The 25,867-nt window shown below is 71.1% G+C and carries 23 protein-coding genes; 11 read left to right on the forward strand and 12 right to left on the reverse strand.

Features of this window, described 5'->3' with window-relative positions:
- Positions 1-56 precede the first annotated feature (56 nt).
- On the reverse strand, positions 57-1,670 hold the full coding sequence (locus NUG21_RS12700; RefSeq protein WP_263391044.1) for a serine hydrolase: 1,614 nt from the start codon (positions 1,668-1,670) through the stop codon (positions 57-59).
- Between the two features lie 368 nt (positions 1,671-2,038).
- On the opposite strand from NUG21_RS12700, the gene NUG21_RS12705 reads away from it, so the two are divergent.
- The 3 genes from NUG21_RS12705 to NUG21_RS12715 all read left to right on the forward strand — a co-directional run bounded on the left by NUG21_RS12705 (position 2,039) and on the right by NUG21_RS12715 (position 5,056).
- Complete coding sequence (locus tag NUG21_RS12705; RefSeq protein ID WP_263391045.1) at positions 2,039-2,878, forward strand: DUF72 domain-containing protein; 840 nt, start codon at positions 2,039-2,041, stop codon at positions 2,876-2,878.
- A gap of 201 nt (positions 2,879-3,079) precedes the next feature.
- Positions 3,080-4,054 (forward strand): 2-keto-3-deoxygluconate permease, encoded by a 975-nt coding sequence (locus tag NUG21_RS12710; RefSeq protein ID WP_184502460.1) that lies wholly within the window; start codon positions 3,080-3,082, stop codon positions 4,052-4,054.
- Positions 4,055-4,108: 54 nt separating this feature from the next.
- Positions 4,109-5,056 carry a DMT family transporter gene (locus NUG21_RS12715; RefSeq protein ID WP_263391046.1) on the forward strand — a complete coding sequence of 316 codons (948 nt, stop codon included), beginning with the start codon at positions 4,109-4,111 and terminating at the stop codon, positions 5,054-5,056.
- Positions 5,057-5,254: 198 nt separating this feature from the next.
- Here NUG21_RS12715 and NUG21_RS12720 read toward each other — a convergent pair whose 3' ends face one another.
- From NUG21_RS12720 to NUG21_RS12730, 3 genes are all read right to left on the reverse strand, one after another.
- Positions 5,255-6,322, reverse strand: coding sequence for a sensor domain-containing diguanylate cyclase (locus NUG21_RS12720; protein WP_263391047.1), 1,068 nt, complete (start codon positions 6,320-6,322; stop codon positions 5,255-5,257).
- A gap of 109 nt (positions 6,323-6,431) precedes the next feature.
- Positions 6,432-7,151, reverse strand: a complete 720-nt coding sequence (locus NUG21_RS12725; protein WP_160948463.1) for a pseudouridine synthase — start codon at positions 7,149-7,151, stop codon at positions 6,432-6,434.
- A 233-nt stretch (positions 7,152-7,384) separates the two neighbouring features.
- Positions 7,385-9,343, reverse strand: a complete 1,959-nt coding sequence (locus NUG21_RS12730) for a DEAD/DEAH box helicase (protein ID WP_263391048.1) — start codon at positions 9,341-9,343, stop codon at positions 7,385-7,387.
- A 263-nt stretch (positions 9,344-9,606) separates the two neighbouring features.
- Between NUG21_RS12730 and NUG21_RS12735 the strand changes: the two genes are divergently transcribed.
- A complete protein-coding gene (locus NUG21_RS12735) occupies positions 9,607-9,828 on the forward strand; it encodes an RNA-binding S4 domain-containing protein (RefSeq protein WP_017909138.1) in 222 nt (73 codons plus the stop codon).
- 67 nt (positions 9,829-9,895) lie between these two features.
- Positions 9,896-10,222, forward strand: a complete 327-nt coding sequence (locus NUG21_RS12740; RefSeq protein ID WP_263391049.1) for a hypothetical protein — start codon at positions 9,896-9,898, stop codon at positions 10,220-10,222.
- Between the two features lie 188 nt (positions 10,223-10,410).
- Here NUG21_RS12740 and ubiM read toward each other — a convergent pair whose 3' ends face one another.
- The 5 genes from ubiM to NUG21_RS12765 all read right to left on the reverse strand — a co-directional run bounded on the left by ubiM (position 10,411) and on the right by NUG21_RS12765 (position 14,188).
- The gene (gene ubiM, locus NUG21_RS12745; RefSeq protein ID WP_263391050.1) at positions 10,411-11,598 is read right to left on the reverse strand and encodes a 5-demethoxyubiquinol-8 5-hydroxylase UbiM; all 1,188 of its coding nucleotides are present in this window, start codon (positions 11,596-11,598) and stop codon (positions 10,411-10,413) included.
- 99 nt (positions 11,599-11,697) lie between these two features.
- Positions 11,698-12,087 carry an MAPEG family protein gene (locus tag NUG21_RS12750; protein WP_242081181.1) on the reverse strand — a complete coding sequence of 130 codons (390 nt, stop codon included), beginning with the start codon at positions 12,085-12,087 and terminating at the stop codon, positions 11,698-11,700.
- A 43-nt stretch (positions 12,088-12,130) separates the two neighbouring features.
- On the reverse strand, positions 12,131-12,718 hold the full coding sequence (locus NUG21_RS12755) for a DUF4019 domain-containing protein (protein ID WP_263391051.1): 588 nt from the start codon (positions 12,716-12,718) through the stop codon (positions 12,131-12,133).
- Between the two features lie 63 nt (positions 12,719-12,781).
- Positions 12,782-13,069: a hypothetical protein gene (locus NUG21_RS12760; protein WP_263391052.1), complete on the reverse strand. Its 288-nt coding sequence runs from the start codon at positions 13,067-13,069 to the stop codon at positions 12,782-12,784.
- Positions 13,070-13,156: 87 nt separating this feature from the next.
- Positions 13,157-14,188, reverse strand: coding sequence for a COG3904 family protein (locus NUG21_RS12765; RefSeq protein ID WP_263393078.1), 1,032 nt, complete (start codon positions 14,186-14,188; stop codon positions 13,157-13,159).
- 224 nt (positions 14,189-14,412) lie between these two features.
- Here NUG21_RS12765 and NUG21_RS12770 point away from each other — a divergent pair, with 224 nt between their 5' ends.
- The 4 genes from NUG21_RS12770 to NUG21_RS12785 all read left to right on the forward strand — a co-directional run bounded on the left by NUG21_RS12770 (position 14,413) and on the right by NUG21_RS12785 (position 19,463).
- Positions 14,413-15,885: a DNA-3-methyladenine glycosylase 2 family protein gene (locus NUG21_RS12770; protein ID WP_263391053.1), complete on the forward strand. Its 1,473-nt coding sequence runs from the start codon at positions 14,413-14,415 to the stop codon at positions 15,883-15,885.
- Positions 15,882-16,409: a methylated-DNA--[protein]-cysteine S-methyltransferase gene (locus NUG21_RS12775; protein WP_160948182.1), complete on the forward strand. Its 528-nt coding sequence runs from the start codon at positions 15,882-15,884 to the stop codon at positions 16,407-16,409. Before NUG21_RS12770 ends, NUG21_RS12775 begins: the two co-directional genes overlap by 4 nt.
- 118 nt (positions 16,410-16,527) lie before the next feature.
- On the forward strand, positions 16,528-17,793 hold the full coding sequence (locus NUG21_RS12780; RefSeq protein WP_263391054.1) for an alkaline phosphatase family protein: 1,266 nt from the start codon (positions 16,528-16,530) through the stop codon (positions 17,791-17,793).
- 248 nt (positions 17,794-18,041) lie between these two features.
- On the forward strand, positions 18,042-19,463 hold the full coding sequence (locus NUG21_RS12785) for a chloride channel protein (protein ID WP_263391055.1): 1,422 nt from the start codon (positions 18,042-18,044) through the stop codon (positions 19,461-19,463).
- A gap of 156 nt (positions 19,464-19,619) precedes the next feature.
- Here the strand turns inward: NUG21_RS12785 and NUG21_RS12790 are convergent, their stop codons facing one another.
- Complete coding sequence (locus NUG21_RS12790; RefSeq protein ID WP_160948184.1) at positions 19,620-19,805, reverse strand: 30S ribosomal protein THX; 186 nt, start codon at positions 19,803-19,805, stop codon at positions 19,620-19,622.
- A 111-nt stretch (positions 19,806-19,916) separates the two neighbouring features.
- Positions 19,917-20,330 carry a MerC domain-containing protein gene (locus NUG21_RS12795; RefSeq protein ID WP_263391056.1) on the reverse strand — a complete coding sequence of 138 codons (414 nt, stop codon included), beginning with the start codon at positions 20,328-20,330 and terminating at the stop codon, positions 19,917-19,919.
- 154 nt (positions 20,331-20,484) lie between these two features.
- Here NUG21_RS12795 and NUG21_RS12800 point away from each other — a divergent pair, with 154 nt between their 5' ends.
- Entirely contained in the window at positions 20,485-22,557 is a 2,073-nt protein-coding gene (locus tag NUG21_RS12800) for a TonB-dependent receptor (RefSeq protein WP_263391057.1), read from the forward strand.
- 55 nt (positions 22,558-22,612) lie between these two features.
- On the opposite strand, the gene NUG21_RS12805 is transcribed toward NUG21_RS12800, so the two are convergent.
- Positions 22,613-22,945 (reverse strand): DMT family transporter, encoded by a 333-nt coding sequence (locus NUG21_RS12805; protein WP_010343489.1) that lies wholly within the window; start codon positions 22,943-22,945, stop codon positions 22,613-22,615.
- Between the two features lie 356 nt (positions 22,946-23,301).
- Here NUG21_RS12805 and NUG21_RS12810 point away from each other — a divergent pair, with 356 nt between their 5' ends.
- On the forward strand, positions 23,302-25,692 hold the full coding sequence (locus tag NUG21_RS12810; protein ID WP_263391058.1) for a TonB-dependent receptor: 2,391 nt from the start codon (positions 23,302-23,304) through the stop codon (positions 25,690-25,692).
- Positions 25,693-25,867: the final 175 nt, after the last annotated feature.

Consider the following 25,867-nt stretch of genomic DNA (forward strand, 5'->3'; position numbering starts at 1 on the left):
GTCGCGGCTGAAGCCGCTCCTACGAATCCCGAATCCCTACTCCCCAATCCCTGCCTTCACTCCGGCGTCAGCACCAGATCCTGGAAATCGAAGCTGAAATCGGTCAGCGGCGAGATCGCCTGCATGCGTGCCTCGCGTACCTTGCCGTCGGGCGTGAGCGCGAAGTTGATGAAGGCATCGGCGTTGAGCGAGCGGTCGCGCCAGCGCACGATGAAGGTGTCGTGCTGCCAGTGCTCCAGGGTGCCGACCAGTTGCGCGGTCTTGCTGAACTGCAGCTCCAGGCGCTTGCCCTGCTGGCGCAGCACCACGTCGCCGTACCACGGGTCGCGGTAGGTGCCGGCGTAGCCGGACAGCGGCAGCGACGGGGTGGACTTGGCGTCGCGGGCCGCGACGTGCTTGGCCCAGTCCTCGTCGGCGTTGGCGTCGGCCTTGGCCACGGCCTTGGCGTAGGCGGCGGTCCAGTCGGTCGCCGGCGCGCCCAGGTAGGCGTCCAGCACCCGCAGGGTGATCGCGTTGAAGGCGGCGCCGACCTCCTGGTTGGTCAGCACGATCACGCCCAGCTTGCGCTCGGGCACCAGGGTCAGCCGCGAGACCATGCCCGGCCAGCCGCCGGTGTGCCAGACCAGCTTGGCGCCACGGTAGTCGCTCAGGCTCCAGCCCTCGCCGTAGCCGGCGAAGTTCGGCTTGGCCGGCAGCAGTTCCGGCACGCTCGGCTCGGAGATCGCGATCGGCGTGATCATCTGCCACATCTCCTGCTGGCGCTGCGCACTGAACAACTGCCGCGCCTGGCCATCGGCCGCCGGCAGGCGGCCGCCGTCGAGCTGCACCTGCATCCACTTGGCCATGTCGTGCACGTTGGCGTAGATGCCGCCGGCGCCGGAATTGTTGGACCAGGTCAGCGGCGCCACCGTGCGCAGCTCGCGGAAATCGAACTTGGCATGGCCGACCGCGGCTGCATCGCCCGGCTGGAGGTGGTCGCTGTTGATGCGCGCGCCGGTCATGCCCACCGGCACGAAGATGCGCTGGCGTACGAAGTCGGCGTAGCTCTGCCCGGAGACCTGCTCGATCAGCTTCTGCGCCACCGCGTACAGGATGTTGTCGTACGCGTAGCGGTCGCGGAAGCCGCCCTTCAGCGGCACGTGCGCCAGGCGCCGCACCACCTCTTCGTTGCTGTAGCTGGTGGCCGGCCAGAACAGCAGGTCGCCCGCCCCCAGGCTCAGGCCGCTGCGGTGGCTGAGCAGGTCGCGCACGCGCATCTCGCGGGTGACGTAGGCATCGGACATCTGGAACCACGGCAGGTGGTCCACCACCCGGTCCTCGAGCTTGAGCTTGCCTTCGTCTGCCAGGATCGACAGCGCCGCGGAGGTGAAGGCCTTGGTATTGGAGGCGATGGCGAACAGGGTCTGCGCGTCCACCGGTTCCGGCTTGCCGAGTTCGCGCACGCCGTAGCCGCGCTCCAGCACCACCTTCCCGTCCTTGACGATGGCGATGGCGATGCCCGGCACGTCGAACTGCTTGCGCACGCGCTCCACCTGCGCATCCAGGTCCTGCAGCCCCGGCGGCAAGGCGGCCGGGGCCGGTGCGGGAGCCGCGGCGGGAACAGGCGCCTGCGCCTGCACGGTGGCGCTCATCGCCAGCAACAGGCCGCAGCCCATCGAGATGCTCTTCAACTGCGTCGCTCCTGAAGAAGGGAAACCAAGGCCGCGCGCAGCCGCACGCGTCCCGGCCGAGTGTAGAGCCTGTCAGGCACTTGCGGCAGGCCCACAGGGGCGGCGAGTGCCGAGTGCGCGTGCCGCCCCGACCGGTGCCTGCGCTGACGGCCCACGTTGAAAAGCCAGGCAGCGCGACGCCACAACCGCGTCCCGCTTTTGCCGCGCAGGCGCACGCCGGCACCCCACACGCCCTCGCGCACGCCAGAACCCTCACACAGGCCGTGGCCGCCACCGCCACGACACATCCAGCCCCTGCTTCCGCGACGACACCCCGCAACGCCGCGCTGCGGCACAATCGCCGCCCGCCTGCAGCCGGACACGCCCGCATGAACGACCTCTTCGACTCCGCCCCGGCCGCGCCGGACGGCATCCGCGTCGGCATCGGCGGCTGGACCTATGCGCCGTGGCGCGGCGGCATGTTCTATCCGCAGGGCCTGGTGCAGCGCCGCGAGCTGGAATACGCCAGTCGCCACGTCACCAGCATCGAGATCAACGGCACCTACTATGGCGCGCAGAAGCCGGAGACCTATGCGCGCTGGCGCGACGAGACGCCGCCGGGCTTCCTGTTCTCGGCCAAGGCGCCCAAGCGCATCACCACGCTGCGGCGGCTGGCCGGTGCCGGCACGCAGATCGAGGACTTCGTCGGCGGCATCGCCAGCCTCGGCGACCGCCTCGGCCCGCTGCTGTGGCAGTTCGAGCACGGCCATCGCCTGGACCTGGACGACCTGGCCGCATTCCTGGACCTGCTGCCGCGCAAGGCCGGCGGACACCGGCTGCGCCACGTGCTGGAAGTGCGCGATCCGGCCTGCGTCGGCCCGGAACTGCTGCAACTGACCCGCCGGCACGGCGTGGCCACGGTGTTCACCGATTCGCCCGAATTCCCCTCCTTCGCCGACCTGAGCACCGACTTCGTCTATGCGCGGCTGATGCGCAGTCGCGCCGACCTCGCCCATGGCTACCCGCCCAAGGAACTGCAGGCCTGGGCCGCGCACGCGCAGGCCTGGCGCCGCGGCGAGGATCCGCAGGCGCTGCCGCATGCCGATGCGACGGTGGCCAAGACCACGCCGCGCGAGGTCTTCGTCTACTTCATCAGCGCCGCCAAGGAACGCAATCCCGCCGCGGCGATCGCATTGCTGAAGATTTTGGGGTCCGCCGCCAAGGCGTGACGCATTCGGCCGCACGCAGACGACGTGCGGCACAGCGCAAGCGCGACCGGCGACGCGACGGTCGCAAGACGCCTGAACCGGGCCCGGACTGCGCGCGCCCGTCGACACCTGGCGGTCGCCGCGCTGCGGTACAACACCGCCCGTCCGGCGCCGTCGCCGGGCCGCGGCCGCGGGCCGCGCCTACACACGCGGAGTCCATCGATGCGGATCAAGCGCACGCTCGAACGTCTTCCCGGCGGCATGATGCTGGCGCCGCTGTTGCTCGGCGCCCTCTGCCACACCGTGTGGCCGCAGGCTGGCGCCTGGTTCGGCTCGTTCACCCAGGGCCTGATCGGCGGGCTGGTGCCCATCCTGGCGGTGTGGTGCTTCTGCCTGGGCGCCTCGATCCGGCTGCGCAGTGGCGGCCGCGTGCTGCGTGCCTCCGGCGTGCTGGTGCTGACCAAGCTCGCGGTGGCGTGGATCACCGCGGTGATCGCCGCGCGCCTGCTGCCGCCGGGCGGCATCGTCGCCGGCATGTGGAGCGGCATGTCGGTGCTGGCGCTGGTCGCGGCGATGGACATGACCAATGCCGGCCTGTTCGCCGCGCTGATGCAGCAGTACGGCCGCCGCGGCGAGGCCGGCGCGATGGCGCTGATGTCGCTGGAATCCGGGCCGCTGATGACCATGCTGATCCTCGGCACCGCCGGCGTCGCCAGCTTCGAGCCGCGCCTGCTGCTGGGCGCGGTGCTGCCGCTGCTGGCCGGTTTTGCGCTCGGCAATCTGGATCCGGCGCTGCGTGCCCTGTTCGCGCGGGCGGTGCCGGCGCTGATCCCGTTCTTCGCCTTCGCCCTGGGCAACACCCTGGACCTGCGCCTGGTCGCGCACGCCGGCCTGGCAGGGGTCGCGCTCGGCCTGCTGGTGATCGTGGCGACCGGGATCCCGCTGCTGCTGGCCGATCGCTGGCTGGCCGGCGGCAACGGCAGCGCCGGCCTCGCCGCGTCCAGCACCGCCGGCGCGGCGGTCGCCACGCCGGCGCTGGTGGCGGCGGTGGCGCCGCAGTTCCGCGCCACCGCGCCGGCCGCGACCGCATTGGTGGCGACGTCGGTGGTGGTGACGGCGCTGCTGGTGCCGCCACTCACCGCCGCCTATGCGCGCAGGATGGCGCGGACCGCGCCGCCGCCCGCAGCGGACGCCTGACCCGCGCGTGCCCATGGGCGACCGTCGCGCCGCGCTTTGCGCGACAATACGCCGATGCCGATGCACCCCACCACCAAAGCCCAGCTGCAAATCCATTTCTGCGTCCTGCTGTGGGGGATCACCGCGATTCTCGGCAAGCTGATCACCCTGCCCGCGCTGCCGCTGGTGTGGTGGCGGATGCTGATGGTGGTGGCCGCGCTGGCGCTGCTGCCGCGGGTATGGCGCGGACTGGCGGCGCTGACGCCGAAACTGGCGCTGGGCTATGCCATCGTCGGCGCCCTGGTCGGCCTGCACTGGCTGACCTTCTATGGCGCGATCAAGCTGGCCAACGCCTCGGTCGCGGCGACCTGCATCGCGCTGGCGCCGGTGTTCACCGCGGTGATCGAACCGTGGGTGGCCAAGCGGCCATTCCGCCCCAGCGAACTGGCCTTCGGCCTGGCGGTGCTGCCGGGCGTGGCCCTGGTGGTCGGCGGGGTGCCGCACGGGATGCGCGCCGGCGTCGCGGTCGGGGCGGTGTCGGCGCTGCTGGTGGCGGCCTTCGGCTCGCTCAACAAGCGCCTGGTCGACCATGCCGATCCGCTGACCGTGACCGCACTGGAACTGGGCGCCGGCACCCTGACCCTGACCGCACTGGCGCCGTTGCTGCCGTTCGTGCTGCCGGCCCTGAGCGGACCGTTGCTGGTGCTGCCCAGCCTGCACGACACCGCGCTGCTGCTGGCGCTGGCGCTGCTGTGCACGCTGCTGCCGTTCGCCCTGGCCCTGGTCGCGCTGCGCCGGCTCAGCGCCTATGCGGTGCAACTGGTCACCAACCTGGAACCGGTCTACGCGATCGTATTCGCGATCGTGCTGCTGGACGAGCAACGCCAGCTCACCGGGCTGTTCTATCTCGGCGTGGCGGTGATCCTGGGCGCGGTGTTCCTGCATCCGCTGCTGACCCGCACGCGCGCGGTGCAGCACCCGGAACTGCTGGCGACCTGCGAGGCGAAGCACGTGGTGGAGTGAGCCCGGCGGCGCTCACTCCGGGATTGGGGATTGGGGATTCGGGATTGGCCCGTTTCTGTGCATGTGCGGCATGGCCGCAGGCCCAACGCGAAGGGCGCCGCATGCTCCGGAAATAGCCCTCTCCCGCCGGGAGAGGGGTTGGGGTGAGGGTACGGCGCGAAGGCGCCTTGCGTCATCCGAGTTCGCGAGGTGGCGTGCCTACGCCGCCAGCGACACGCAATCGCGGCCGGCACGCTTGGCCTGGAACAGGCCGTGGTCGGCGCGCTTGAGCAGGTCTTCGGCAGTCTCGTGGCCCTGCAGCGTGGCCACGCCGATGCTGGCGGTCAGCGGTATGCCCAATTGCAGCAGACTGGTGTCCTGGCGCAGGCGCTCGCAGGTGCGCATCGCCTGTGCCGGGTCCAGACCGGGCAGCAACAACGCGAACTCGCCGCCGCCGTAGCGCGCCACCACGCTGTCCGGCGGGATGCGCGCACGCAGCATGTCGGCCAGCGCCAGCAGCACCTCGTCGCCCTTGTCGTGGCCGTGCAGGTCGTTGACGCTCTTGAAGTAATCCAGGTCCAGGATCGCCACGCTGAGCGGCGCGGTGCCCAGTTGCGCCGCCTCGGCATGGATCATCAGCGCGGTGGCGAAGGCGCGGCGGTTGAGCAGGCCGGTCAGCGGATCGGTGCGCGCCTGCTCCAGTAGTTCGGCGTTGAGCGATTCCAGCGAATGCTGGTACTGCAGCAACTGCTGCTCGTACCAGGCGCGTTCGCGCAGTTGCAGCGCCAGCGCATGGGTGGCGCGGCGCAGCTCGATCAGTTGCATCACCTGCCGCGACAACGCCTGCAGCGCCGCCAGCTGTTCGGGCTGGAGGGTGCGCGGCTCATTGTCGAGCACGCACACGGTGCCGACCGGCAGGCCGTCGCGGGTCAGCAGCGGTGCGCCGGCGTAGAACCGCACCCCACCCTCGGTGACCAGGGGATTGTTCTGGAAGCGCGCATCGGCGGTGGCGTCGGCGACCATCATGACCTGCTCCGGGGTCAGGATGGTGTGCCCGCAGAACGACTCGTCGCGCGCATTGCTCAACAGGCAGACGTTGCGCTGCGCCTTCAGCCATTGCCGCTCGTCGTCCACCAGCGAGATCAGCGCCGAGGGCGTGCCGCACAGCTTGGCGGCGATGTCGACCAGATCGTCGTAGGACGCTTCCGGTTCGGTATCGAGGATCTGCAGCGCATGCAGCGCCTGCAGGCGTGCGGCTTCGTTGTCGGGCTTGCGGGGCTTGATCACGGGGTACCCAGCGGCGGCGTTGGTTCGCGTTGCGCAGTATGGCCAAATCCGTGGCGGACGCCAGCCCTGGCCGGCGCGGCGGCGGCCGGCCGCGGACACTGAGACGCGGTTACCACTCCTGGCGCTGCGGCAGCAGGCCGTGCAGTTCCTGCTCGGTAAGATTGCGCCACTGGCCCGGCTTCAGAGCGCCGAGCTTGATGTTGTCGATGCGCACGCGGCGCAACTGGGTGACACGGTAGTCGAACGCCGCCGCCATCAACCGGATCTGCCGGTTGAGCCCTTGCTCCAGCACGATGCGGAAGCCGAACTTGGCGATGCGCGCGGTGCGGCACGGCAGGGTCATCTGGTCGTGCACGCGCACGCCGCGCGCCATGCCGCGCAGGAACTCGTCGGTGACCGGCTTGTTCACCGCCACCAGGTACTCCTTCTGGTGGCGGTTCTCCGCGCGCAGGATCTCGTTGACGATGTCGCCGTTGCTGGTCATCAGGATCAGCCCCTCGGACTCCTTGTCCAGGCGCCCGATCGGGAAGATGCGCTGCTCGTGGCCGACGAAGTCGACGATGTTGCCCTTGACCGCGCTCTCGGTGGTACAGGTCACTCCGACCGGCTTGTTCAGCGCGATGTAGACGTGGCGGCGCCCGCTCCTGGCCTTGGCGCGCGCGCGCAGCGGCTGCCCATCGACCTTGACCTCGTCGCCCTCGCCCACCACCGAACCGACCCCGCCCGGCAGGCCGTTGACGGTGACGCGGCGCGCGGCGATCAGCCGATCGGCCTCGCGGCGCGAGCAAAAACCGGTCTCGGCGATGTGCTTGTTGAGGCGGACGGACATGGGGCGGGGAGTGGGGATTGGGGGTTGGGGATTCGTCAAAGCACGTGATCGCGTACGGCGACGATAAGAGTAGTCAGGCAATGAACAGCGGCAGGCAGCAGGCGGACGTCGACCGGGCAGCGGCTCGCATGCCCGAGTCACCGCATGGAAGCGACCTGCCCGACGGCACGGAGACATCGGGATCAGGGAACGCGACAACGAATCCCCAATCCCGACTCCCGAATCCCGGCCTTTCAGCGCTTCGGCGGCCCCTTGCGCGGCGGGCGGTCGGCGGCGAAGCGGCCGGCCGGGCGTGGGCCGGCGGCGTTGGGCTTGCCGCCGGGCTTGCCGGTGCGCGCGAACTTCGGCTTGAACGGGGCGCCGCCGGGGGCGTCGTCGTCGAGCTTGCGCATCTGCAGTTGCTGGCCGGAGACCCAGACCTTCTTCAGATGCGTCAGCAGCTCGCGCGGCATGTCCGCCGGCAGGTCCAGGATCGAGTGGTCGTCGTGGATGTCGATGCGGCCGATGTACTTGCTCTCCAGCCCGGCTTCGTTGGCGATCGCGCCGACGATGTTCGCTGGCTTGACCCCATGCTGGTGGCCGACCTCGATCCGGTAGGTCTCCATGCCCACTTCCGGGGCGCCGCGCGGCGCTTTCGGCGCCTTGTCGCGGCGCGGGGCCTCGAAGCTGCCGACGTCGCGCTGGTAGTCGAAGTCCTCGCCGCGCGCGGCCGGGGCCGGACGGGCGGCGCGCTCGCCGTCGTCGCGGCGCGGTGCGCGCGGCTCGCGCTCGAACTTCGGCTCGAAGCGGGCGCGCTCCGGGCGCTCGCCGCGCTCGGGCCGCTCGCGGCGTTCGAAGCGGTCGCCCTGCGGCGGGCGCGGGCGGTCCGGGGCCAGCAGCAACGGCGTCTCGCCCTGCAGCAGGCGCGCCAGCGCCGCGGCCACTTCCACCATCGGCACGTTCTTCTCGGCCTCGAACTTCTGCAGCAGGTCGCGGTACATGTCGATGCCGCCGGCGGCGATGGTCTCGCTGATCTTCTCCATGAAGCGGCTCACGCGCTGGTCGTTGACCGCGTCCACGCTGGGCAGCTGCATTTCCTCGATCGGCTGGCGGGTGGCGCGCTCGATCGCGCGCAGCATGCCGCGCTCGCGCGGGCTGACGAACAGGATCGCCTCGCCGCTGCGCCCGGCCCGGCCGGTGCGGCCGATGCGGTGCACGTAGCTTTCGGTGTCGTAGGGGATGTCGTAGTTCAGCACGTGGCTGATCCGCTCCACGTCCAGGCCGCGCGCGGCCACGTCGGTGGCGACGAGGATGTCGAGCTTGCCGTCCTTGAGCTGCTGGATCACCCGCTCGCGCTGCGCCTGCTGGATGTCGCCGTTGATCGCCGCCGCGGCCAGGCCGCGCGCCTGCAGCTTCTGCGCCAGCTCGTCGGTGCCGGCCTTGGTGCGGGCGAAGATGATCATCGCATCGAACGGCTCGACCTCCAGGATCCGGGTCAGCGCGTCGAGCTTGTGCAGTCCGCTCACCGCCCAGTAGCGCTGGCGGATGTTGGCCGAGGTGGTGGTCTTGGAGGCGATGATCACCTCGGCCGGGTCGTTCAGATAGGTCTGCGCGATGCGCTTGATCGCCGGCGGCATGGTTGCCGAGAACAGCGCCACCTGGCGCGAGTCCGGCAGCTTCTTCAGCACCGCCTCGACGTCGTCGATGAACCCCATGCGCAGCATTTCGTCCGCTTCGTCCAGCACCAGCGTCTTCAGCTCGGACAGGTCCAGGGTGCCGCGATCGAGATGGTCGATGACCCGTCCTGGGGTGCCCACCACCACGTGCACGCCGCGCTTGAGCGCCGACAGCTGCTGCACATAGGGCTGGCCGCCGTACACCGGCAGCACCTGGAAGCCGGGGATCGCCGCGGCGTAGCGGTGGAACGCTTCGGCCACCTGGATCGCCAGTTCGCGGGTCGGCGCCAGCACCAGCGCCTGCGGCTTGCGCTGGGCGAAATCCAGCCGCGACAGGATCGGCAGCGCGAATGCGGCGGTCTTGCCGGTGCCGGTCTGCGCCTGGCCGAGCAGATCGCGGCCGGTCAGCAGCGCCGGAATGGTGGCGGCCTGGATCGGCGACGGCGACTCGTAGCCGACGTCGGCGACCGCCTTCATCACAGCAGGGGAGAGGCCGAGATCTGCGAACAGCAGCGGCGCGGGGGTATCTTGGGACATGGGAGACTCCGGGGGCGCCGCAGAGAACCGGCAGGCGCAAAGAAGCCCCTATTGTGCGCTCTGCCGGGCCGCATGTCGAAATCAGGTGAACGGCACCGTTCAGGCGTGACCCGCTGCGCACTGCCGGCCGCGGCCGTTGCGCCGGCAACAGGCGCGCCGACACAGCGGCCAAATGCTGCGGCCGGTCAGCGCAGACGATCGACATGGTGGGCGTTTTGCCGCGAATGACCGACAATGGGCGCCGATTTCCGAGCAGCTCCCCAATGCAGACCATCGATCTCCAGCTAGAAAGCGACTACGTGGAACTCAAGCACCTGTTGAAACTGACCGGCCTGTGCGACAGCGGCGGCGCGGCCAAGGCCGTGATCAGCGAAGGCCAGGTGCGCGTGGACGGCGAGGTCGAGCTGCGCAAGGCCTGCAAGGTGCGCGCGGGCCAGGTGGTGCAGTTGGGCGACGTGCAGGTGCAGGTGCTCGGCAAGGCATGACCGGCATCGGCGCGCGCGGCCTGCCACTTGCTGGCCGACGCTGCCGGGCGACGCGGGGCGCCGGACGATGCTGATCGAGCTCGGCGCCCGCAACATCGCGCCGTCCGCGGCACATCCGCGGCACGACGTGTACATCGTGCAGCTCGATCCGGACGCGGCGCGTCCGTTCTGCCTGGGCCAATCCATCTGCGGCGGGCATGGCGAGCGCGGCGGCTCCATCCACCTGGCGCTGGACGAACTGGAGGCCTGGCCCGGCGACTGGCGCCAGCACCTGCGTCACGCCGGCTGCGCCTGGGCCATCGCCCCGATCGAAGCGGCCCAGCGCTCCGGCGACCTGCAAACCGCCCTCGCCTCGCTTGTCGCCGGTGCGGCGCAACCGCGTTCACCCTCCTGAGGTTGCCGGACCCAGGAGGCATGCCTCCACCCCTCGCAGGAGCGGCTTCAGCCGCGACCGGGCGTTCCTGGTAAAGCGTGGTCGCGGCTGAAGCCGCTCCTGCGAGGAAGCGCACGACAGGCTCAGCCCGCGCGACAAGCACCACAGCGCATGCGCCGACGCGTCGCTCCGCTCGCCGCGGCCTGAACTCAGCGCGCCATCGCCGCCACGCGCTGGGTCAGGTGCGCGGCGATCGCGCGCTTGAACGGCGCGACCCGGTCGGCCACGCGCAACGCGGCACTGCGCAGGGCGCGCGCCGGCAGGCGGTCGTCGGTGTACAGCGCGGCGATCGCATTGGTCGCCTCGTACAGCGGGCGCGTGGCCAGGCGGTGCCCGCGCTGGTAGCCGGCCAGCAACGCGGGCGCGGCGATGTCGCCACCGCGCGCCACCGCCTCGTGCAGCGCGCGGGCCAGCCGCGCCTGGCTCTGCAGGCCGAAGTTGAAGCCGTGCGCGGTCACCGGATGCATGCCCACCGCGGCATCGCCGATCAAGGCATAGCGCTCGGCGACGAAGCGCTGCGCATACACCGCCACCAGCGGATAGGCCTGCGGTCGCACCAGCGGGGTCATCGCGCCCAGGCGGTGCTCGAAGCAGGCGCTGATCTCCGCCCCCAACGCCGCCTCGTCCATCTGCAGCAGCGCCTGCGCGCGCTCCGGCGGCAGGGTCAGCACCGCCGAGGCGACGTTGCCGTGCAGCGGCAGCAACGCCATGGTGCGGCCGTAGCCGAACCACTCCCAGGCGGTCTGATGGTGCGGACGCGCATGGCGCATCCGGCATACCAGCATGGTGCGGCCGAAATCGCGCAGCTGCGCGCCAATGCCGCTCATGCGCCGGGTGCTGGAAAAACGGCTGTCGGCCGCCACCACCAGCCGCGCAGCCACGCTGCGCCCGTCGGAAAGCTGCAGCTGCGCCTGGCGCGCGTCGCGGCGCAGCGCCTGCACCGAGACCCCGTCGAGCCACGTCAGGCCGGGCTGGTCCTGCACCGCGGCGAACGCGGCGCGGCGGATCAGGTGATTGGGCACCAGCCAGCCCAGGTCGCCACGGCTGCCCTCGCCCGCCGCGAAGGTCAGCGCGAACGGCGAGGAGCCGTTCATCACCCGCGCATCGCGCAGCGGCGCGATCGCCTGCGGGTCGATCCGTGCCCACAGGTCCAACTGCTCCAACAGCGCCCGCGAGGCATGGGTCAAGGCGATCTCGCGGCCGTCGAAGGCGGCCTCGGCCAGCGCCGCGCGCGGCTGCGGCTCGATCAGCGCCAACGACAGGCCGCTGCCGGCCAGCGAGCGGGCGAAGCACAGGCCGGCAGGACCGGCCCCGACGATGGCGATATCCACTTGCATGCGGCAACTCCGTGATCGGACACCGCCAGGATACGACCGCCACGCGCCGCGTCCTTGATCTGGATCAGCGCTGCGGCGATCGGTCGCAGCCTGCGAGGTTCAGAGCAAGGCCCACACCAGCTGCAGGATCGCCCACAGCGACACCACCCACACCAGGCTGCGCACGTACGGCACGCCGGCCGCGTACAGCGGCACGTAGGCCACCCGCGCCCACACATAGATCTGTGCCGACAACGCGGTGTGCGCATCGCCCTTGCCCAGTGCCGCCACCGCCACCGCCGCGGCGGCGAAGAACGGGAAGGTCTCCAGGAAGTTTCGCAGGGCGCGATCCAGGCGCCCGGCCACGCCGGCCGGCGGCGGCTGCGGCGCATCGCGTGCGCCGGCGTTCCACTTCAAGCCGCGCTGCGCGGTGACGAAGGCGGACGCGAGCAGCAATTGCGCGATCCCGAGCAGGATCGCCCAGGCCAGCATGCGGATTTCGGTGGGCATCGGAGCCTCGTCGGGAAAGGGAAGACGGCGCGCAGCATGCCGCTCAATCGGGCATGGCGACGTGATAACCGACCAGGCGCCAGGTCTTGTCCTCGTCCAGCCGCAAGGACACCAGCTCGCGCACCGGCTGCGGCGCGTTGGCGAAGCGGCTGGGGAAGCTGATGTTGACGTAGGTGCCCGGCGGCACCTGCGAGCCGGCGGCGTACTGGACCCGCGCCACGCTGGCCACGCCGCGGCCGAGCAGCGCGCCCAGCCGTGCACGCGCGGCGTCGATCTCGCGCACGAACACGGCACGCGTCACCGCCTTCTTCGCCACCGCCGAGGCGCCGTCCCACAGTTCGCCAGTGCGCCCGGCGTCGACCAACTGCGCGGCGCGCAACCCGGCCTGGGCCATCTGCGCATCCTGCTTGGCCAGCGGTCCGGGCGCGGGCGCGGCGGGGCCGGCATGGCGCGGCGCCGGTTTTGGCGCCGCCGCGGGAGCGGCAGCAGGTGCAGCGGGTGCCGCTGGCGGAGCAGTCGTCGGCGCGGGCGCGGACGATGCCGGCGGCGCGGTCTGCGCGGAGGCGACGCCAGCGGCGAGCGCCAGCAGGACGAGCGTGAGGCGGAACGGGACGGAGATGGACAAGGACATCGCTCGGCAGCGGCGGTGGCAAGGGCCGCAGTCTACGCGGCCTGTGCGGACCAGCGCAGCGGCCTACGGCGTCTCTTCGCCCGCCATGACCGCAGTCTCGCTCACTACTGCCGCAGCCGCGGTCGGGGCGGCGTAGCGCTGGCGGTGCCAGGCGCGCCAGCTGGCCCACAGCGCCCAGGCGGTGGCCGCGAGCAGGCCGAACAGGCTCAGCAGCGAGCCGGTCCGCGCCAGCCAGGGTGCGTGCAGGCCGTTGGCGAGGTGCAGCAGCACTTCGGCGATCACGAAGCCCCCCAGCGCCAGCAACGCCGGGGGCAGATACAGCCGCAGCATCAAGCGGGTTCCGGCGGCCATGCGCGCGCTCCGGGGTGGTGATGCGGCGACGCTAGTCCCGCATCGATGCGTGCCACGTGAACGCGCGGGACGCGCCGCAGCCGCCGTTCAGGCCCCTGGCGAGGCCAGCGGCAGGGTCGCCACGTCGATCTCCGACAGCGGGCTTTCCATCGGGCAGGCCTGGTCCGGGAACCCGAAGCGCTGCTTCAGCGCCTGGCCGCAGGCGGTCAGGCTCTCCAGATCCACGTCCTTCCTGGTCTTGCACTCCTGGTCGAAGGCGACCAGGAACGCATCCTTGCGCCGCACGAAATCGTCGCCGCACTTGCGCAATTGCTTGATCCGCTCCAGATCGTCCTGCACCGCGTTGGTGCCATCGAGCCCGTACTGCTTGAGTTCGTCGTTGCTGAGCAGGCGCAGGCTGCGGTTGGGCACGGTCATCATCAGATCCGCCACCGCCACCGCCACGCCGTTGCGCTCCAGGTAGTCCTTGACGTTGCCGTAGACCTCCTGCAGTTCGCGATTGAGCTCGGCGCGCGAGGTCGCGGTGGAACTGATCCGCATCATCCGGTGGATGCCGACCTTGCCGGAGATCAGCCGGTTGTCGCCGGCGGCCAGCACGAACACGCAGGCGCTGTGGCAGACCGAGCCCTCGCGCACCCACACGGTCCAGCCGGACTCGCCGATCGCATCGCCGGCGCGAATCGCCGCCTCGACCTGGCCACCGCTGGAATCGAGGTCGAGCACGCGCTTGCCGATGCCGGTCTGTTTGGCCACCTCGGCCAGGCGTCGCACCATCTCGGCAAAGCCGGCGTTGATCTTGCCGACATAGCGCACCCGCATCAGTCCGCGCTCGCGGCACGGCGCCAGCGCCGCTTCCACCGCGGGCCGGTCCAGCCCGGCCAGCAGCTGGCCGTCGCCGGCCTCGGCGGCATAGTCGGTATCGCAGCTGATGAACGCCTCGCCGTTCTCCAGGGTCGCCTCGTCCCAGGCTTGCGGATCGCGTTTTTTGGGGACGGCCGCGTGCGGTGGCGGTGCCGGCGGTGCGCCGATCGAGACCATGTGCTCGCCGTCGGCGGAGGGGCTGTCGGCGACGGTCCGCGGCGCGGACGCCGGCTGCTGCCCGCAGGCCAACAGGCCCAGGCAACACAGCGACAACCAGCAGAGTCTGAACGGAGCGGCCAAGCAGGGATCCAGGGCGAACACGAAAAAGCCAGGCGCCAGGCGCCCGTGGACCTAGTCTAGTGCGGCAGCGCGGAGCCTCCCCAACTGCGCCTAAACCGCGGGCGCCGCGGCCATGCGCACGCGGCGGCATTGCTGTCCGAAAACGGCCAGTGCGCCGCGCCGGGGCCGACTAGACTGGCGCCATGCCCACCCTCGCCGCCACCGACCACGCCCTCTACGACCGCGCCCGCCAGTCGCGCGATGCGCGCTTCGACGGCGTGTTCTTCACCGCCGTGCGCAGCACCGGCATCTACTGCCGGCCGGTGTGCCCGGCGCCACCGCCCAAGCGCAGCAACGTGCGCTACTACCCGAGCGCGGCTGCGGCTGCTGCGGCCGGCTACCGGCCGTGCCTGCGCTGCCGCCCCGAACTGTCGCCGGAGGCGCAGCAGCACCTGGGCGAAGAGGTCGTGCGGCGTGCGCTGGCGCTGATCGCCGAAGGCGCCCTGCAGGACGCCAGCGTCGCCGCGCTGGCCGCCGAACTGGGGATCAGCGCGCGCCAGCTGCAGCGTCTGTTCGTCGCCCAGCTCGGCGCCACCCCGGCGGCGGTGCACGCCACCCGGCGCCTGTTGCTGGCCAAGCAACTGCTGACCGAGACCGCGCTGCCGATCACCCAGGTGGCGCTGGCGGCCGGCTTCAACAGCCTGCGCCGCTTCAATGCCGCCTTCCTCGACGGCTGCGGCATGCCGCCGTCGGCGATCCGCAAGCAGCGCGCCGAGAGCCCCGGCGGCGACCTGGTGCTGCGCCTGGGCTATCGGCCGCCGCTGGACTTCCCGGCGATGCTGGCGTTCCTGCGCAAACGCGCGATCCCTGGGATCGAGCGCATCGGCGAGACCAGCTACGAACGCGTGCTCGGTCCCTGCGAAGCCTCCACCCGCATCCGTGTCGAAGCCGATCCGCAGCGCCACGAACTGCGCCTGCACATCGCCGCGGCCGATCCGCGCGCCATTCCCGACATCGTGCGCCGGGTGCGCCGCGTGTTCGATCTGGATGCCGACCTGCGCGCGGTGCACGCCACGCTCGGCGAGGATCCGCTGCTGGCGCGGGCCATCGCCCGGCGCCCCGGGCTGCGCGTGCCGGGCGGCTGGGACGGCTTCGAAGTGGCGGTGCGCGCGGTGCTCGGCCAGCAGGTCAGCGTGGCCGGCGCCGCAACCCTGGCCGCACGTTTGGTCGATCGCCATGGCGCCGCGCGGCCCGGCCAGCCACCGGGGCTGGATCGCGCCTTCCCGACCCCGCAGGCCTTGCGCGATGCGCCGCTGGAAGCGATCGGCCTGCCACGCTCGCGGGCGGCGACGATCCGTGCGCTGGCGCAGGCGGTGCTGGACGGCCGCCTGTCCTTCCGCGCCGGCCAGCGCCTGGACGACTTCGTCGCCCACGCCATCACCTTGCCCGGCATCGGCGCCTGGACCGCGCAGTACATCGCCCTGCGCGCGCTCGGCCAGCCCGACGCCTTCCCGGCCGGCGACCTGGTGCTGCAACGCATGCTCGGCGCAGGCGGCGCGCGCCTGAGCGAACGCGCCACCGAGGCGTGCGCGCAGGCCTGGCGGCCCTGGCGCGCCTACGCGGTGCTGCACCTGTGGCACCTGGCCAACGATCCTCCCGAGGAGACCCGCGCATGACCACGTCCCCGCTGTCCTACGACCGCTTCGCCACCCCGATCGGCGAGCTGACCGTCGCCGTCGGCGCCGATGGCGTGCGCCATATCCTGTTCCCGGAGAACCGCTACGACGCCCGCGGGCGCGCCGACTGGATCCACGATCCGGCCCCGGTACGCCCCGCGCGCGAGCAGTTGCTGGCCTACTTCGCCGGCGAGCGCGACCACTTCGACCTGCCGCTGGCCCCGCACGGCACCGAGTTCCAGCGGCGAGTGTGGCTGGCGCTGGCCGAAATCCCGTTCGGCGCGACCTGGAGCTACGCGCAGTTGGCGCAGCACCTCGGCCAGCCGCGTGCGGTGCGCGCGGTCGGTGCCGCCAACGGCCGCAACCCGCTGCCGATCGTGCTGCCCTGCCATCGGGTGATCGGCGCCAACGGCGCGCTGACCGGCTTCGGCGGCGGCCTGCCGACCAAGGCCGCGCTGCTGGCGCTGGAGCGGCGCGGCGGCGGCGGCGCGGCCGCCGGCACCACGGCCTCGCTGTTCGGCTGAGCGCCGCGGCACGCGGTGGACCTGCCGCCAACGCCGCGGCCTTGCCGCATCCGTCAGCCGCTGGGCGCGCGGCGGCGCTGTCTTCGCCACGTCACCGTGCGCGCTTTATGATGCGGCGATGATGTCCTCCGTCCTGCGCTCCACGCTCGCCTGCGCCACCCTGCTGCTCGGTGCCTGCGCCTCCGCCCCCTCCACGTCCCCGCACGCGACCGCCGCGGCCAGCGCCGCCGCGCCGGCGGCGCTGCCCACGCCGGTGCTGTTGATCTCGATCGACGGCCTGCGCGCGGACATGCTCGATCGCGGCATCACCCCGAACCTGAGCCGCCTGGTCCACGACGGCGTGCGCGCGCAGTGGATGACGCCCTCGTATCCGTCGCTGACCTTCCCCAACCACTACACCATCGCCACCGGCCTGCGTCCGGACCATCACGGCATCGTCCACAACAGCATGCAGGACCCGGTGCTGGGCACGTTCCAGATCAGCGATCGCGCCGCGGTCGGCGATGGCCGCTGGTGGGGGGGCGAGCCGATCTGGGTCGGCGTCGAGAAGGCCGGCCTGCACGCGGCGACCTGGGCCTGGCCGGGCAGCGAGGCGGCCATCCAGGGCGTGCGCCCCAGCCGCCGCCAGACCTTCGACGCGGACATGCCGCCGAACGCGCGGGTCGATCAGGTACTGGGCTGGCTGGACGATGCCAGCGCGCCGCGGCCGCAGTTGCTGACGCTGTACTTCGAACAGGTGGACGAAGCCGGCCACGACCACGGCCCGGAGTCCCGGGAATACGCGCAGGCCATCGCCAGCATCGATGCCGCGATCGGGCGTCTGCTCGACGGCCTGGCGCAGCGTGGCGAACTGGACCACATCAACCTGGTACTGGTCTCCGACCACGGCATGGCCGCGGTGCCACCCAAGCAGGTGCTGGCGGTGGAAGAGATGGTGTCGCCGCAACAGGCCACGGTGATCAGCTACGGGCAGTCGGTGGGCATCGCCCCGCGCCCGGGCCAGGAGGCCGCGACCGAGGCGCGGCTGCTCGGCGCGCACCCGCAGTACGACTGCTGGCGCAAGGGCGAACTGCCGGCGCGCTGGCATTACGGCAGCAACCCGCGCATCCCGCCGATCGTGTGCCAGATGCACGAGGGCTGGGATGCGCTGCCGCGTGCACGCATCGCCGAGAAGCCGCGCAGCCTGCGCGGTTCGCACGGCTACGATCCGGCGCTGCCGTCGATGCGCGCGGTCTTCGTCGCCCGCGGTCCGGCGTTCCGCCGCGGCGTCACCCTGCCGCCGATCGACAACGTCGACGTCTACCCCTTGCTGACCCGCCTGCTCGGCATCCCCGCCGCGCCCAACGACGGCGATCCGCAGGCCCTGCTGCCGGCGCTGCGCTAGGGCGGGTCACCAATCCCCGAGCATGCCGCGCCGCGGTTGCGCGTGCCTGTGGCAAGGAGGAGCGAGGAAGTGGACGTCCGTCCACGCCCGAGCGATGACGCGGCCACAGGCGGGCACAATCGCGGCCCTTCGGGTTGGGCATGGCAGGCGCGCGGCATACTCGGGAATGGGTGACACGCCCTAAGCGCCAGGGCAACGGCGTCGGCGCGCCGACGCCCGCCCGGGGCAACGCGTGCGACAATGGCCGCATGCACTCGCCCGACTCCGCGCAACCACCGCGCCTGCGCCAACTGATCTCGCAGGAGAGCTGGAAGCAGCGCGCCGTGCTGTGGGGCGGCGCGGTGGCGGTGGCACTGGTATCCATCGTCTTCGCCAAGGCCAGCGACGCCGCCTTCCACGTGTTCCAGCGCATCACCGCGCATTCGCCGTGGTGGGCGCTGCTGCTGACCCCGAGCGTGTTCGCCCTGCTCGCCTGGCTGACCAACGGCGCGCTGCGCCCCACCCGCGGCAGCGGCATTCCGCAGGTGATCGCCGCGCTGGACCGCACCGACGACGGCTTCCGCCAGTCCAACCTGTCGCTGCGCGTGTCCGCCGGCAAGCTGATGCTGACCACCATGGCCTTGTTCGGTGGCGCCTCGATCGGCCGCGAGGGCCCGACCGTGCACGTCGGCGCCAGCCTGATGTATGTGTTCGGGCGCTGGTTCGGCTTCCGCGACGCACGCCAGGCCAGCCATTTCCTGCTGGCCGGCGGCGCCGCCGGCATCGCTGCCGCGTTCAATACGCCACTGGCCGGCGTGGTGTTCGCCATCGAGGAACTGAGCGGGCGCTTCGAGCACCACTTCTCCGGCACCCTGCTGACCGCGGTGATCGTCGGCGGCGTGATCTCGCTGGGCCTGCTCGGCGACTACACCTACTTCGGCCGGGTCGCCACCGCCGGCTTGCCGCTGGGCAAGGCGTGGCTGGCGATCCTGCTGTGCGGCGTGGTCGCCGGCCTGCTCGGCGGCGCCTTCTCGCGCATGGTGCTGGCCAGCGCCGCCGGCCAGCCGCGCTGGCTGGGCGACCTGCGCCGGCGGCAGCCGGTGCTGCTGGCCGCACTGTGCGGCCTGGCGCTGGTCCTGCTGGGCCTGATCTTCGGCGCCGGCGCGTTCGGCACCGGCTACGAGCAGGCGCGCAGCCTGGTGCAGGGGCACGCCAGCGTCGGCCACGAGTTCGGGCTGATGAAGCTACTGGCGAACCTGGTGTCCTACGTCGCCGGCATCCCCGGCGGCCTGTTCTCGCCGGCCCTGGCGGTCGGCGCCGGACTCGGCCACAACCTGGCCGTGCTGATGCCGGGCGTGGACCCGCGCATCTTCGTGCTGCTGGGCATGTGCGCCTATCTCACCGGGGTGACCCAGGCGCCACTGACCTCGGCGGTGATCTCGCTGGAACTCACCGACAGCAGCGACATGCTGCTGCCGATCCTGGCCACGGTGCTGATCGCCCGCGGCGCCTCGGCGCTGGTGTGCCGCACGCCGATCTATCGCGGCCTGGCCGAGCTGTTGCTGGTGGCACCGCCACCGGCGTCGGCGCCGCCCGCCGAAGAGGAAGCGCCGACCTCGCTGGTGGCCGACCTGGCCGGCAGCGACCACGACGACCGCGACGACGGCCCGACCGCGCCACGCCCGCACTGATTGCCGGCGCGTCCCCGGCGCTGGCGCGATCGGCAAGCGCGCCGCCACTCCCGCTTTCGCCGCAAGGCCGCTGCCTGGCGGCGGCCGGGCAGCAAAAAACAGACATAAAAAAACGCGGCGCAAGCGCCGCGTTCTTCGTCGCAACCGGTGGCTGGCTCAGCCGGCCTTGGCGACCGTCTTCTTGGCCACGGCCTTCTTGGCCGCCGGCGCCTTGACCACCGACTTCTTCGCGACCGGCGCACCAGCGCCCACGGCCACCTTGCTCACGCTGTGCGAGCGCGCATTGCCGTAGCTGGCGTTGTAGCGCTTGCCCTTGGCGGTCTTGCGGTCACCCTTACCCATGCTCATCGACTCCTGAATGTATGTGCGAAAACCCCCGCGCGACGCACGGGGTTTGGCGAGGCCAACGCGGTCGGCGCCCTCGCGCAAGGGCGGCAAGCCTACCACGTGCGCTCAGTGGGCGCAGCTTGCGTCGTGGATGTGCCCGTGATTGAGGCGCAGATTGAGCAGGTGGGCAAGGCCGACCAGGGTGCCGCCGAAGGTCATGATCGCCGCGTGCGGCGCCACCGCGTGGTGCAGCGCCGGCACCAGCAGGCCGGCCCACAGCGCCAGCAGGCCGAGCACCAGCAGGCCCAGCGCCTGCCAGGCGCGGTGCCGGCGATAACCGAGCACCAGACTGAACAGCCCCAGGCAGGTCACGAACAGCACCAGGCTGCGCTCCACGCCCTCGCCCAGCCACATCGCCAGACCCAGCGACGGCAGCACCGCCAGCGCCAGCGGCAGCACCGCGCAATGCACCGCGCACAGCAGCGAACCGGTGGCGCCGAGGCGGTCGAGCGTGGCGCGCAGATCGAACGGTGAGGACATGACGAGCGGCACGGGTTGAAAGTGTTACGGAATAATATAACATTCGGCCGCCGGCGACCAGCGCGTCCCGTGCCCCTTCCCCGACCGTCCACCGCCGCTGTGCGGTGTCGGCAGCGCGCACGTCGCCCCGACTGTCCCTCCTGATGGAATGCCCATGCCCTCTCACCGTCCCGCCCTGCTCCGCCGTTCCGCCCTGTCCCTGGCCCTGCTTGGCCTGTTGAGCCCGTCACTGGCCCTGGCCGCCGACCCCACCACGGCGACCGCCGCGGCCGACGCCACGCCGCCGGCCAGCGACAGTCGCCACGGCGCGGGCCACACGCACGACCGGCACGTGAAGGACATGGACCAGGTGGTCGTCACCGCCAGCCCGCTGCGCGATGCGGCCGGCGCGCTGAGCCAGCCGGTGGACGTGCTGGCCGGCGAGCGCCTGGACGAAAACCGCGGCGCCAGCATCGGCGAGACCGTGGCCAGCCTGCCGGGCGTGCAGAGCTCCAACTTCGGCCCCGGCGTGGGCCGGCCGATCATCCGCGGCCTCGACGGCCCGCGCGTGGCGGTGCTCAACGACGGCCTGTCCTCGCAGGACGTGTCCACGGTCAGCCAGGACCATTCGCCGGCGGTGGAGCCGTTCCTGGCCGACCAGATCGAAGTGCTGAAGGGCCCGTCGACGCTGCTGTACGGCTCCGGCGCCATCGGCGGCGTGGTCAACGTGGTCGACGGGCGCATCGCCGAGACCCCGGTCGACGGCGTGCACGGCCGTGCCGAAGCGCGCTGGGAAGGCGGCGACAAGAGCGGCAACACCGACATGTTCCGCGTCGATGCCGGCAACGGCAGCGGCCTGTCGATCCACGCCGATGGCGTGTATCGCAACCTGAAGGACTACGACACGCCGCAGGGCCCGCAGCTCAACTCGTTCGTGAAGTCCAAGGTCGGCTCGATCGGCAGCTCGCTGGCCGGCGACTGGGGCTTCGTCGGCGTGTCGATCTCGCGCTTCCGCGACAACTACGGCAACCCGGGCGAACCCGGCGACCCGGCCGCCGGCGAGCGCGGCGTGTCGCTGCAGCTGCACCAGGACCGTTTCGAGCTCAAGGGCGCGCTGAACGACCCGTGGGGCGACGGCAGCGCGCTGCGCTACAGCTTCGGCCACACCGCCTACACCCACACCGAGTTCGAAGGCGCGGAAGTGGGCACCAAGTTCGACAAGCGCGCCAACGAGGGCCGCGTGGAGGCCTCTTTCGGTTTGGGCGGCGGCTGGCAGACCGCGGTTGGCGTGCAGGGCAGCGATTCCACCTTCCAGGCGGTCGGCGAAGAAGCCTTCGTGCCGAAGACCGACACCCGCGCCCTCGGCGTGTTCGCGCTGGCGCGCAACAGCTGGGACCGCGTGCAGGCCGAGGTCGGTGCACGCGTGGACAAGACCAAGTACGAGACCGACACCGGCGTGGACCGCGACTTCACCCCGAAGAGCCTGTCGCTCAGCGGCGGCTTCCGCTTCAATGAACAGTGGCGCCTGACCGCCAACCTCGACCACGCCGAGCGCGCCCCGGCCGAGGAAGAGCTGTTCGCCAACGGCCCGCACATCGCCACCCTCGCCTACGAGATCGGCAACCCCGACCTGAAGACCGAGAAGGCCAACCAGGCCGAACTGGGCCTGATCTTCAAGAACGACTGGGTCGACGCCAAGGTGGCCGGCTACTACAACCGCTACGACGACTTCATCTACATCGTCGACACCGGCGGCCAGTGGTACCACGAGGAAGACAACGACTTCCTGCCGATCCGCCAGTGGACCCAGGCCGATGCGATCTTCCACGGCTTCGAGGGCGAAGCCACCTTCCACCTGGCCAACAACGACAGCGGCGCCTGGGACCTGCGCGTGTTCGGCGACACCGTGCGTGCGCGGCTGAAGGACGGCGGCAACCTGCCGCGCATCGCGCCGGCGCGCTACGGCGCGCAGCTGCGCTGGGACGCCAGCAACTGGCGCGCCGCGCTGGGCGCCACCCGCTACCAGAAGCAGGACAAGGTGGCGGTCAACGAGACCCCGACCGCCGGCTACACCCTGGTCGATGCGCACCTGGCCTATCACATCGACAGCGGCAGCACCGCCTGGGAAGTGTTCCTGGACGGCAACAACCTGACCAACCAGGATGCCCGCGTGCACACCTCGTTCCTCAAGGACGACGTCATGCTGCCCGGCCGCAGCGCCTCGTTCGGCGTGCGCCTGTTCTTCTGATCGGGCACGCTCGCAGCAGCGTGAGGAGGCCGCCTTCGGGCGGCCTTTTCTTTGGCTAATGCGGCGCGCTGCGCGAGAACACGTTGATCACCACCACGCCAGCGACGATCAGCGCCATGCCGACGATCGCCGGCGGATCCAGCGCCTGGCCGAACCGCCACCACGCCAGCAGCGAGATCAACACGATGCCGATGCCCGACCAGAGCGCATAGGCCACGCCCACCGGCACGCTGCGCAGGGTCAGCGACAGCAGGTAGAAGGCGATGCCATAGCCGCACAGCGCCAGCAGCGTCGGCCACAGCCGGGTGAAGCCCTCGCTGGCCTTCAGTGCCGAGGTCGCGACCACCTCGGCGAGGATGGCCACCAGCAGGAACAACCAGTTCTTCATTGCAGGACGCTCTTGGAAATACGCGCGCGACCATAGCAAGTGCGGCGTGGCGACGATGGCGACGGCGCGTCTGCCAGAGGCATCCGCGCCACCGCACCTGCCCTGGTCGCGCGACACCGTACTGCGCAGCGCAGGCCGTGCATGGCCGTGCGATGGCGGCCTGCGTGGGCAACCTGTCACGCAAACCTGGCGCGTACCGCGCTGCACAACAGCCCGCTCGCTGGACAGGGGTACAAAGAGCGCCGCGCGTTGCCCTCTGTCTCGCGCCGTCGCGGCCGCTGCGACGTGGCCACGCGCTGCACGCGTGCGCCCGCCTGCCGGCCGACCGTTCCGGATGAAGAAAGGAGAGATTCTTCATGCAATTTGCCCCGCTCCGCCAGCTGCTGCCCCTGTCCGTCGCCGCCGCCCTGCTCGCGCCCCCCGCGCTGGCGCAGACCGCCGATGCCCCCGCTGCGCCTGTCGCACAACCCGACGCCACCACCCTGGATACCGTGGTCGTCAGCGGCACTGCGCGCTTCAGCGGCCTGCGCAAGCGCGATGCGAGCTTTTCGATCACCACCGCCACACCCGAACAGATCCAGCAGGCGGTGCCACAGAGCAGCGCCGACCTGCTGAAGATCGTGCCCGGGGTGTGGGCCGAGCCCAGCGGCGGCGGCACCGGCGCCAACATCTTCGTGCGCGGCATGCCGTCCGAAGGCGATGCGCCGTTCGTCACCTTCCAGCTCGACGGCGCACCGCTGTTCCCGCCGCCGACCCTGTCGTTCCTGGAAAACTCCACGCTGTTCCGCACCGACGACACCATCGAACGCATGGAGGTGCTGCGCGGCGGCTCCAGTCCGATCTTCTCCAACGGCCAGGCCGGCATCACCGTCAACTTCATCCAGAAGAAGGGCCAGGACGAGCCGGAAGGCAGCGTGCGCCTCACCGGCGGCAGCGACGCCCTGCGCCGCATCGACCTGTTCGACAGCGGGCCGATGGGCAATGGCTGGTACTACAGCGTCGGGGGTTTCTTCCGCGAGACCGACGGCGTGCGCGACCCGCAGTTCCCCGCCGACAAGGGCGGCCAGTTCAGCGCCACCCTGAGCAAGCGCTGGGACAGCGGCGAACTGTCGTTCTATGCGCGCCACACCGACGACAACAACGCCTTCTACACTGCGATCCCGCTGCTGTCGCGCAACAACGGCCGCGATCTGTCCAGCTTCCCCGGCCTCAATGCGCAGCGCGGCACGCTGCTGAGCGACGATTTCCGCAACGTCACCCTGCCGGTCGGCCCGAACGGCCAGACCATCCAGCGCGACCTCGGCGACGGCCGCGGCGTCAACATCGACGTGTTCGGCGGCGAGTTGAACTGGCAGCTGGGCGACTGGACCATCGCCGACCGCTTCAACGTGATGGGCGGCACCGCACCGACCTATGCGCTGTTCACCGGCGACGCGCCGCAGCGGCTGGGCGACTTCATCGCCGGCTACGGCAGCACCGGGAGCGCGCGCTATACCAATGGCGGCGGTGCGGTCGATCCGAACCAGCAGGTGCTGGAAGCCGGCTGGTGGTCGGTGGACAAGCGCCTGAACTCCTTCACCAACGACCTGCGCCTGAGCCGCGCGCTGTTCGCCGGCAACACGCTCACCGTGGGCAGCTACTACGCCAGGTATACCTCCAACGACACCTGGTACCTCGGCAACACCATGCTGCTGACCGCGCGCAACCATGCGCGGCGCATCGACGTGACGCTGGACGACGGCCGCCAGCCCACCCGCGACGGCTTCACCAGCACCGCCTTCCTGGCCCTGCGGGCGCACTACGAGGGCGAGAACGCGGCGGTGTTCGTCGCCGACGAATGGGAGCTGGACGAGCGCCTGCGCCTGGACCTGGGCGTGCGCTACGAGCGTCAGCACGTCACCGGCACCGTGCACGACACCGCCACCGTGGACCTGGACGGCAATCCGGCCACGCTGTACGACAATGCCACCTCGATCTCGCTGCCGAGCGCGCGGCGCATCGACCAGGACGACAATGCGCTGTCGTGGACCGCCGGATTGAACGTCACGCTCGACGCGCACAACAGCGTGTTCGCGCGGGTCAATTCCGGGGTCAAGTTCCCCGGCTTCGACAACCTGCGCGACGGGCAGACCAAGGTGCAGGACATCCGGCAGTACGAACTGGGATTGAAGTCGGGTGCGGCCAACTACGATCTGTACCTGACCGCGTTCTACAACACCTTCAAGAATTCGCCGTTCCAGGCCTTCCTGGCCAACGGCAGCAACTTCACCACGGTCGGCGATTCGCGCGCCTACGGCCTGGAGGTGGAAGGCGCGATCCGCCCGTTCGGCGGCTTCGAGCTGGCCGGCACGGGGGTGTGGCTGGATGCGAAATACCGCAACTACCGCGAGTACACCGGCAACCAGGTCATGCGCCAGCCCAAGCGCCAGTTCCGGCTGACGCCGAGCTACTACTGGATGCTGCCGTTCGGCGACCTGCGCGTGTTCGCCACCTACTCCTACATCGGCGAGCGCTACGCCGACCTGGCCAACAGCCAGCGCCTGCCGTCCTACGACATGCTCGACCTCGGCGCCAGCCTGCACAGCGGCGAGCACTGGGAGTTCACCGTCAGCGGCAGCAACGTGACCGACACCCTGGGCCTGACCGAGGGCAATGTGCGCGTGCCCGGTGCGGCCACCGGGGGCGTGTTCATGGGACGCCCGATCGCCGGCCGCCAGTACCAGCTGTCGGTGGCGTATCGCTGGTAGCGCCCGCACGATGGCAGACGCCTGTGCTGCCATCGCACGGTGCGTCGCACGGCGTCCGCCGCGACAGGCGCGATCGATGCCTGTCGCGGCGGTGACCGCTCCTGCAGAAGCGCTCGACGCCGCGCATGTGCGCCGTTCCCGCTCGTGCGCATCCGCCTGACCGCATCACTGTCTC

Source organism: Xanthomonas sp. CFBP 8445, from assembly GCF_025666235.1.
GTDB classification, from domain to species: Bacteria; Pseudomonadota; Gammaproteobacteria; order Xanthomonadales; family Xanthomonadaceae; genus Xanthomonas_A; species Xanthomonas_A indica.

Excerpts from the sequence above, each read along its gene's own strand:
- NUG21_RS12705 (WP_263391045.1), top strand. The coding sequence starts at position 2,039 with ATGAACGACCTCTTCGACTCCGCCCCGGCCGCGCCGGACGGCATCCGC.
- NUG21_RS12710 (WP_184502460.1), top strand. The coding sequence starts at position 3,080 with ATGCGGATCAAGCGCACGCTCGAACGTCTTCCCGGCGGCATGATGCTG.
- NUG21_RS12715 (WP_263391046.1), top strand. The coding sequence starts at position 4,109 with ATGCCGATGCACCCCACCACCAAAGCCCAGCTGCAAATCCATTTCTGC.
- NUG21_RS12725 (WP_160948463.1), bottom strand. The coding sequence starts at position 7,151 with ATGTCCGTCCGCCTCAACAAGCACATCGCCGAGACCGGTTTTTGCTCG.
- NUG21_RS12730 (WP_263391048.1), bottom strand. The coding sequence starts at position 9,343 with ATGTCCCAAGATACCCCCGCGCCGCTGCTGTTCGCAGATCTCGGCCTC.
- NUG21_RS12735 (WP_017909138.1), top strand. The coding sequence starts at position 9,607 with ATGCAGACCATCGATCTCCAGCTAGAAAGCGACTACGTGGAACTCAAG.
- NUG21_RS12740 (WP_263391049.1), top strand. The coding sequence starts at position 9,896 with ATGCTGATCGAGCTCGGCGCCCGCAACATCGCGCCGTCCGCGGCACAT.
- ubiM (WP_263391050.1), bottom strand. The coding sequence starts at position 11,598 with ATGCAAGTGGATATCGCCATCGTCGGGGCCGGTCCTGCCGGCCTGTGC.
- NUG21_RS12750 (WP_242081181.1), bottom strand. The coding sequence starts at position 12,087 with ATGCCCACCGAAATCCGCATGCTGGCCTGGGCGATCCTGCTCGGGATC.
- NUG21_RS12755 (WP_263391051.1), bottom strand. The coding sequence starts at position 12,718 with ATGTCCTTGTCCATCTCCGTCCCGTTCCGCCTCACGCTCGTCCTGCTG.
- NUG21_RS12760 (WP_263391052.1), bottom strand. The coding sequence starts at position 13,069 with ATGGCCGCCGGAACCCGCTTGATGCTGCGGCTGTATCTGCCCCCGGCG.
- NUG21_RS12770 (WP_263391053.1), top strand. The coding sequence starts at position 14,413 with ATGCCCACCCTCGCCGCCACCGACCACGCCCTCTACGACCGCGCCCGC.
- NUG21_RS12775 (WP_160948182.1), top strand. The coding sequence starts at position 15,882 with ATGACCACGTCCCCGCTGTCCTACGACCGCTTCGCCACCCCGATCGGC.
- NUG21_RS12780 (WP_263391054.1), top strand. The coding sequence starts at position 16,528 with ATGATGTCCTCCGTCCTGCGCTCCACGCTCGCCTGCGCCACCCTGCTG.
- NUG21_RS12785 (WP_263391055.1), top strand. The coding sequence starts at position 18,042 with ATGCACTCGCCCGACTCCGCGCAACCACCGCGCCTGCGCCAACTGATC.
- NUG21_RS12790 (WP_160948184.1), bottom strand. The coding sequence starts at position 19,805 with ATGGGTAAGGGTGACCGCAAGACCGCCAAGGGCAAGCGCTACAACGCC.
- NUG21_RS12795 (WP_263391056.1), bottom strand. The coding sequence starts at position 20,330 with ATGTCCTCACCGTTCGATCTGCGCGCCACGCTCGACCGCCTCGGCGCC.
- NUG21_RS12800 (WP_263391057.1), top strand. The coding sequence starts at position 20,485 with ATGCCCTCTCACCGTCCCGCCCTGCTCCGCCGTTCCGCCCTGTCCCTG.
- NUG21_RS12805 (WP_010343489.1), bottom strand. The coding sequence starts at position 22,945 with ATGAAGAACTGGTTGTTCCTGCTGGTGGCCATCCTCGCCGAGGTGGTC.
- NUG21_RS12810 (WP_263391058.1), top strand. The coding sequence starts at position 23,302 with ATGCAATTTGCCCCGCTCCGCCAGCTGCTGCCCCTGTCCGTCGCCGCC.